The 7655-nt window shown below is 70.6% G+C and carries 7 protein-coding genes; all 7 read right to left on the bottom strand.

The window, feature by feature from the left end; genetic code table 11:
• Nucleotides 1-1779 (bottom strand): hypothetical protein (locus GXW71_RS23935; RefSeq protein ID WP_211855209.1); only part of this gene is annotated, 1779 nt, incomplete at its 3' end.
• Nucleotides 1780-1877: 98 nt separating this feature from the next.
• Nucleotides 1878-2603 carry an ABC transporter ATP-binding protein gene (locus GXW71_RS23930; protein ID WP_211855208.1) on the bottom strand — a complete coding sequence of 242 codons (726 nt, stop codon included), beginning with the start codon at nucleotides 2601-2603 and terminating at the stop codon, nucleotides 1878-1880.
• Nucleotides 2600-3346, bottom strand: a complete 747-nt coding sequence (locus GXW71_RS23925; protein ID WP_211855207.1) for an ABC transporter ATP-binding protein — start codon at nucleotides 3344-3346, stop codon at nucleotides 2600-2602. The genes GXW71_RS23930 and GXW71_RS23925 overlap by 4 nt, the downstream gene beginning before the upstream one ends.
• A complete protein-coding gene (locus GXW71_RS23920) occupies nucleotides 3336-4328 on the bottom strand; it encodes a branched-chain amino acid ABC transporter permease (protein WP_211855206.1) in 993 nt (330 codons plus the stop codon). Before GXW71_RS23920 ends, GXW71_RS23925 begins: the two co-directional genes overlap by 11 nt.
• A gap of 2 nt (nucleotides 4329-4330) precedes the next feature.
• A complete protein-coding gene (locus GXW71_RS23915; protein ID WP_211855205.1) occupies nucleotides 4331-5188 on the bottom strand; it encodes a branched-chain amino acid ABC transporter permease in 858 nt (285 codons plus the stop codon).
• A gap of 136 nt (nucleotides 5189-5324) precedes the next feature.
• Entirely contained in the window at nucleotides 5325-6581 is a 1257-nt protein-coding gene (locus GXW71_RS23910) for an ABC transporter substrate-binding protein (RefSeq protein ID WP_211855204.1), read from the bottom strand.
• 103 nt (nucleotides 6582-6684) lie between these two features.
• Nucleotides 6685-7584 (bottom strand): DMT family transporter, encoded by a 900-nt coding sequence (locus tag GXW71_RS23905; protein ID WP_211855203.1) that lies wholly within the window; start codon nucleotides 7582-7584, stop codon nucleotides 6685-6687.
• Nucleotides 7585-7655: the final 71 nt, after the last annotated feature.

Here is a 7655-nt window from a genome sequence, read left to right as displayed (position 1 = left end):
CGCGGCGGGGGCGGGGATGCGGAGCTGCGCCGGTTCCGCCGGCGAGCGGCCCGGCTGCGGACGCAGCGCGAGCGCGGCGCCGCCGATCTCGGTCACCACGAGCTCGGTTGCCGGCAGCGGCGCGAGCGGCAGGGTCAGCGCTTCGCCCGACCGCTGCGTGACGATCGCCGCGCCGGTAGCGAGGTCCAGCGGCGCGGGACGGGACAGCAGGCTGATGCGGCCGCCCGGCACGGTGCCGCTGAACAGGCGGATCGGTTCCTGCGGATCGGCGGCATGCTGTCCGAGCACCAGAGCCGGATCGGCCGGCAGCGGCGGTGCCGGATTGGGCGGCTGCAGGCCGGGCGGGCCGATGGTGAGGTCGAGGATGCCCGCGGCCCCCGGCGGCGGTGCCAGCCGCACCAGGTAGATGCCAGTGGCGAGGTCCCAGGCGGTCGGACTCGCGCCATCGGCACGCGGGATCGCGGGGCTGTTCTGGCCGAGCAGTTGGATGCTCGCGCTGAGCGCGACGCCTTCGGTGCGCAAGGCGATCGGGCCGGGCGCCGTCACCTCGACCAGGAAGCTGCTCGCGCCGCGCAGGTTGAAGCGTGCCCGCCAGGCGGCGCCCGGTCCGACGCGCGGCGCCACCGCGGCAAGGGGGACGAACGGTCCGTTGCGCGGCTGGCGGAACAGCAGCAGCGTCGGCGGCATCTCGTCGCCGCCGAAGCCCGCCGCCTCGGCCAGGCGCCAATCACCCTCCGGCTGCGATGGCGCACCAAGGGCGCGGAGCTGGAAGGCCTGTCCCTCGCGCCCTTGCACCTCGGCCAGCCGGCGCTGCTGCTGCCGGGCGCCGGGGCGCAGCAGCAGGCTGGCGTCGCGGCTGTCGCGCGCGAGACCCGCGGTCGCCCGCGCGCCGCCGGTGGTGACAATGAGCGTGGCGGCCGCGGGTTCCGGCAGGGTCAGGCGGAAAAAATCGGCCTGGGAGGTGATCTCGAACACCTCGCTGCCGAAAGGGCCGATACGGCCGGCGGCCCAGCCTTCGTTCAGCGCGGTGCTGGCGTCGAGGCGCAGGTGGAAGGGCTGCGCTGCATCGCCATCCGCCCAGGGCACCGGCGGGCCGCCATAGGCGGTGACGCGGTAATTGCCCGGCTCCAGCACCGGCGTCAGCAACTGGCTGCCGAGCGGATGGCCGGGGGTGGGTTCGATGCGCCGCGACACCGCGTCGGCCGCGACCAGATCCCGGCCTTCGCGCCACAGGCGCAGATCACGGAGCGCGCGGCCGGCGGCCTCGATACGGACGGGACGCTGTGTGGTGACGGTGAACCAGTAGCTGCGCTGCTGCAGATCGGTCAGCGCGCCGCTGATGGCCTGCCCGGCCGGCAAGGGGGCGGGGCCCGCCGCATCCTGGAATGGCGCGACGCTCAGGCGGACCGGGGCGGCGCCGGTCTCGGCGCCGAAGAGGCGCAGCTTGTAGGTGCCGGTATCGAGCAGCAGATCGAGGCGGCCATCCTCGGCGCCGGGCACGCCGGCCATCTCGCCGGGGCCTGTCGCCATGTCCACCAATTGCAGTGCGGTGCCGGTCGTGCTCTGCGCCCGGATCGCAAAGCGTCCGGGTGTTGCGATGTGCAGCAGGGTCTCGGCGCTGATGGCGCCGGCCAGCGCCTCTGCCTCCAGCCGCGCGGCGGGTGGCGGGGCGACCGGCCGCGCCGCGGGCTGCGGCGTCGCGGCCGGCTGGGCCAGCGCTGCGTCGGTGGTGGCGAGGAGCAGCAGGCAAGCGCCGAGCAGCCGCAAGGACAGACGCATGTTGCTTCAGACTCCACTCGTGCCGCATTGCCGGACGATGCATAGCCGAACCGATATGGTCTGCGCCATCCCGCCGGCGCGGCAGTGCCGCGCTTGTGTCAGCTTTCGCCGATGCCGAGATAGGCGCGCTGCACCTCCGGGCTGTCGGCGAGGTCGCCCGCCGCGCCGTCCAGCACCGAGCGTCCAGTCTGGATGACATAGCCGCGGTCGGCGATCTCGAGTGCGAGCTCCACCGATTGCTCGGCGATCAGCAGGGTCAGCCCTTCGTCGCGCAGCGCCTGCAGCTTCTCGTACATCATCTCGACGATCGCCGGCGCGAGGCCGAGCGAAGGCTCGTCCAGCAGCAGCAGGCGCGGCGCGCTCATCAGCGCGCGCCCGACCGCGAGCATCTGCCGCTCCCCGCCGGAGAGGGTGCCGGCGGATTGCCGGCGCCGCTCCTTCAGCCGGGGCAGGAAGGCGAAGACGCGCTCCAGCAGCTCCGCCTCCCGCCTGCGGTCGCGGAGCGGCGTGGCGCCGAGGCGGAGATTCTGCTCGACGGTCTGGTTGACGAACAGGCGCCAGCCCTCCGGCGCCAGCGCCAGGCCGCGCCCGACCACCGCATGGGCCGGCAGCCCGCCGATCGCGGCGCCCTCCCAGGCGATCACGCCGGCGGCCGGGCGCACCAGACCGATGATCGCGTTCAGCACCGTGGTCTTGCCGGCGCCGTTGGAGCCGAGCAGCGCCACCACCTCGCCCTGGCGCACCTCCAGCGAGACATCGGCGACGCCGACCAGGTCGCCGTAGCGCACCTCGAGGTTGCGGACGCTGAGCAGCGGCGCGGTCATGCCCTGGCCTTCCGGCTGAGGCTGCGGCCGAGATAGGCCTCGATCACGCCGGGGTCCTGCACGACGTCGCGCGGCTTGCCTTCCGCGATCACCCGGCCCTGGTTGAAGACGACCGCGCGGTCAGCCAGCGACAGGATCACCTCCATCACATGCTCCACGATCACCAGCGTGATTCCCTGGGCGTGGATTCGGCGCACGAGCTCGATCGCGGCACGCACCTCGGTCGGCGTCAGCCCGGCCAGCGCCTCGTCCAGCAGCAGGATCTCGGGCTCGGTCGCCAGCGCGCGTGCGATCTCGAGGCGCTTCCGCGCCGGCGTGCCGAGGCTGCCGGAGCGGGATTGCGCGATGGGGGCGAGGCCGGTGAAGGCGATCACCCGGTCCGCCACCGCCGCCGCGTCGGAAGCGCGTTTGTGGCGCAGGAAGGCGCCGACCACGACGTTGTCGCGCACGCTCATGTCGTCGAACACCGCCGGCACCTGCCAGCTTCGCGCCAGGCCGAGCCGGGCGTGGTCCTCGGGCGAGGCGCGGGTCACGTCATGGCCGCGCAGCCGGATGCTGCCGGAGGCCGGCTGGCGGTCGCCGGCCAGGCAGTTGAAGAACGTGCTCTTGCCGGCGCCGTTCGGGCCGATCAGGCCGATGATCTCGCCCTTGCCGATGGTGAGCGAGGCGCCGTCGACGGCGCGGAAGCTGCCGAAGGCGACGCTGATGTCGCGGGCTTCGAGAAGCGGCGGATCAGCGCGCATGGCGTGCCCCCCAGGCCTTGAGGCGGGCCAGGATCTCGGCGAGGCCGCCCGGGGCGTAGCGGCTGATCAGCATGATGATGGCGCCGTAGACGACATAGGTGATGCCGGTGCCGTCGCCGCCGAAGGCGGCATTGGTGAATTCCTCCAGCGGCACCAGGATCGCTGCGCCGACCAGTGGGCCGAACAGCGTGCCGGCACCACCGAGGGCGCTGACGATCACCATCTTCACCGAAAGCAGGATGCCGAGGCCGCTGTCCGGATCCACGAACCCCACCATCGCCGCGTAGAGCGAGCCGGCCAGCGAGGTGAAGCCTGCCGAGACCAGCAGCGCATAGAGCTTGTAGCGCTGCGCCGGCACGCCGAGGCTGCGCGCCGCGCGTTCCTGGCCGCGGATGGCGCGGAGGTAGAAACCCATCCGCGCGCGGCCCATCCACCAGGTGAACAGCAGCAGCACCGCCAGCACGGCGCCGAAGATGTAGTAATAGGGCAACGGGCTGATGAAGGAGAGGTCGGCCATGCTCCGCGGGATGGCCGGTCCGGAGATCCCGACGCCGCCGCCGAGCGAGGGCGAGTTCACCACGATGATGCGCGCGAGCTCCGCCAGCGCGATCGTCGCCATCGAGAAGTAGTGGCCCTTCAGCCGCAGTGTCGGCAACCCGACCAGCACTGCGAGCAGCAGCGACAGCGCGATGCCGAAGGGCGCGCCCATGATCGGCGGCCATTCGAACCAGGTGAAGCCGAGCAGCGAGGCATAGGCGCCACAGCCGAAGAACAGCACATGCCCGATCGAGATCTGCCCGGCATAGCCGCCGACCAGGTTCCAGGCCGAGGCCGAGAGCGCGGCCAGCATTACTAGGGCGCCGACGCGCTGGTAGAAGACATTCTCGACCAGCAGCGGCCAGACGAGCAGTGCGAGCAGCACGAACGCGGCGAAGACCAGGCGGCCCGCGGATCGCGCTGGCGCGGTGATGGATGCGGACATGCTCATGCCTTGCCCAGCAGGCCCTGCGGCCGGAACCACAGCACGGCAAGGAACAAGATGAAGACCACCACATCCTTGTTGGCGGGCCCGATCCAGAAGGCGGAGAGCGATTCGATGACGCCGATCAGCAACCCCGCGACCAGCGCCCCCGGCACGCTGCCGAAGCCGCCGAGGCAGACCACCACGAAGGCGATCAGCGCCAGCGATTCGCCCACCGTCGGCGAGATGTAGAAGAACAGCGCGATTAGCGCGCCGGCGACGCCGGTGCAGGCGGCGCCGATACCCCAGGCCAGCGCCTGCATCGGATCCGGCCTGATGCCGACCAGCATGGCGGCATTGCGGTCCTCGGCCACCGCCAGCAGCCGGCTGCCGAGCGCGGTGCGGGTCAGCAGCAGGTGCAGCCCGATGGTCAAGGTCAGCGCCGCCAGGCCGGCGACGACCCGCGACGGTTCCAGCCGCAGCCCCGCGACGGTGACGACCGGACCGAGCAGGTTGTCGGGCAGGGAGACGAAATTGGCCGAGAACACCCAGAGCGTCGCGTAGCGCAGCACCAGCGCGAGGCCGAAGGTGCCGAGGATCTGCGCCAGCATCGGCCCGCGCATGACGTGCCGCACCAGGCTGAAATAGACGAGAACGCCGAGCAGGAAGAGCAGCACGGCGGCCAGCGGCACGAAAACCGCGGGGCCGAGATGCAGCGCCGTGAACACGACGAAGGCGACGTACATCGCGATCATGACGAAATCGCCATGCGCGAAGTTCACCACGTTCATCATGCCCCAGATCAGCGTGAGGCCGGAGGAGAACAGCGCATAGACGGCCCCCACCAGGAAGCCGTTCAGCACAACCTGCCCGAGGATCATGCCGGCCAGCCTGTCGGCTGACCGGTATGAGCCTTTGCTTGGTGCGTGGCCGCCCCACCAACCCCGCGCGCGATGCCGCCGAGCCTCTCCACGGGCTCAGCAACAGCGGGCTGGTGAGCCATGAGGCTCGGCAGCATCATTCCCAGCCCTTGTAGGGCAGCTCGAGCTGCGCCGTCGCGGTATCCGCCGGATAGACCGAGACGTAGTCGCGGCCGCGGAGCTGCACGAGCAGGACGGAGGCGTTGATGTTCTGGCCCTTGGCGTCGAACTTCACCCCGCGATAGCCCATGATGAGCTGTTCGGGCTTCAGGTCGGTGGCGCGCAGCGCCGCCTGGATGGCGGCCGGCTGGGTGGACCCGGCGCGGTTGATGGCGTCGCAGGCGACCAGGAAGCCCTGCATGATGCGGGCCGTGGTATCGTCCATCTCGCGTCCGGTGCGGGTTTTGTAGAGCGCATTGATCTTGAAGGCGTTGCTGCCGGGACGGCTGGCATCGAAGGCGCTGCGGTTGATGAGGCCCTGGGCGATGTCGCCGGCCGACTGGACGAAACTGTCATCCGAGAAGCCGCTGTTGTCGCCGATCAGGACCGGCGGCCGGTAGCCCTGCGCGCGCATGGTCCGGGCGTAGAGGATGGCGTCCGAGGTGTAGCTGATGAAGATCACGACGTCCGGCTGCGCTTCCTTCAACTGCAGCACCTGGGCCGAGACATCGGCGCTGTTGGCGGCATAGGGGATCTGCAGCGCGATGCTGACGCCGCGGCCCTCCGCGGTACGGCGGATGACGTCGGCGATCGAGGTACCGTATTCGGTGTTCTCGTTGACGATGGCGATCTTCGCGACCGGGCGCCCGCCGACCCGCACCTGCTGGAGGAACTCCATGTAGATGGCGGCGATGTCCGGGCCGATCGGCGTGGTGCGGAAGAACCACTGGAACCCGCGCTCGGTCAGGTTGGTCGCGACCGATTCACCGTTCACGAAGGGGATGCCGTGGCGTTCGGCGATGGCGCTCGCGGTCAGGGTCAGGCCGGACTGATAGGCGCCGGTCAGCGCCACCACGCGTTCCTGGGTGATCAGGCGCAGCGCCTGGTTTTGCGCGACCGAGGGATTTCCCTGCTGATCCGCCATGACGAGCTGCAGCGGCCGGCCGCCAATCGCCGGAAAGCCCGCGGTCGCCATCAGCGGCATGGCCGCCAGATCCGGCTGTGGCGTGTTGATCAGCTCGACCGCGAGCTCGAGCGCTGCCTTGGCCGAATTGCCGGCGGAAGCGGCGACGCCGGTAAGCGGCATCAGCGATCCCACTTTGATGGGGGTGCCCTGGGCGGCGCCCTGCGCGAAGGCGCGGCCGGCAAGCAGAAGCGCTGGCGCGGCCAGCAACGGACGGCGTCCGATCGTCATGTGTTCCCCCTGTTGTCGATCGCGGCCGGCACCGCGCCTGTCATTTTGGCGGCAGCTTAACCGCAGTTCCGCAACGCGAGAAGCCACGCAGGCACGACACGCGCTAACGCCCGCGCGCCTGCGCCCAGGCGAGCAGCAGGCCGGAGCCGATGATGATCGCGGCTCCCGCCCAGGTCTGCGCATCCGGCAGATGGTCGAAGATCAGCCAGCCGATGCAGGTCGCGGCGAGGAGCTGCACGTATTGGAAAGGCGAGATGATGTTGGCCGGCGCCAGGGTCAGGGCACGCGCGACGAAATAATGCCCGACGGCGCCCAGCATGCCGCAGGCCAGGAACAGCCCGAGATCGCCCCAATCCATCGGCGTCAACCACACAAAGGGCTGTGCCAGCAGCAGGAGCGAGGCGCCGGTGAGCGGTGCCCAGAGGGCGGAGGTCATCGGCGGGTCATGCGGCGCCACCCGCCGCGTCAGGATCTGATAGACGCCATAGGTGGCGGCGGAGCCGAGCACGAAGAGCGAGGCCCAGTGGAACAGCTCGCCGCCGGGTTGCACGACCACCAGCACGCCGATGAAGCCGATCAGCACCGCCATGACCCGCATCGGGGTGGTGCGTTCCTGCAGCATGGGCCAGGCGAGGAGTGCGACGATCAGCGGCGCGGTGAGCGAGATGGCGGCGGCCTTGGCCAGCGGGATGAAGGTGACCGCGTAGAAGAAGCAGAGATTGGAGCTGGTCAGCATCGCCGCCCGGGCGAGCTGCAGGCCGGGCCGGCGGCTACGCAGCACGCCGATGCCGGCACTCGGCAGGAACAGGATCGCCAGGAAGACCAGATGGATGAAGGCGCGCGCCCAGGAGACCTGAAGGGAGGAATAATTCACGCCCAGCAGCTTCGCCGTGCCGCCCATGAGCGAGAACAGGGCGCCCGCGAAGCACATGCAGAGGATGCCGAGCAGGATGCGCTGGTCAGGCGCGGCGGTGGCCGGGGGATTCACGAATGGGGAGAACACATGCCGCGCCAGACTGCCGGCCTGGCGCGGTCAGGGCAACCCGGCGGCTGACCTCGTAAGTCGAGCGGCCG

Origin of the sequence: Plastoroseomonas hellenica (assembly GCF_018129085.1) — a bacterium.
GTDB lineage: Bacteria > Pseudomonadota > Alphaproteobacteria > Acetobacterales > Acetobacteraceae > Plastoroseomonas > Plastoroseomonas hellenica.
The sequence above is the reverse complement of the archived record's forward strand: the minus strand, read 5'-3'. Positions and strand labels throughout refer to the sequence as shown.

Excerpts from the sequence above, each read along its gene's own strand:
- GXW71_RS23910 (WP_211855204.1), bottom strand. The coding sequence starts at position 6,581 with ATGACGATCGGACGCCGTCCGTTGCTGGCCGCGCCAGCGCTTCTGCTT.
- GXW71_RS23925 (WP_211855207.1), bottom strand. The coding sequence starts at position 3,346 with ATGCGCGCTGATCCGCCGCTTCTCGAAGCCCGCGACATCAGCGTCGCC.
- GXW71_RS23930 (WP_211855208.1), bottom strand. The coding sequence starts at position 2,603 with ATGACCGCGCCGCTGCTCAGCGTCCGCAACCTCGAGGTGCGCTACGGC.
- GXW71_RS23915 (WP_211855205.1), bottom strand. The coding sequence starts at position 5,188 with ATGATCCTCGGGCAGGTTGTGCTGAACGGCTTCCTGGTGGGGGCCGTC.
- GXW71_RS23920 (WP_211855206.1), bottom strand. The coding sequence starts at position 4,328 with ATGTCCGCATCCATCACCGCGCCAGCGCGATCCGCGGGCCGCCTGGTC.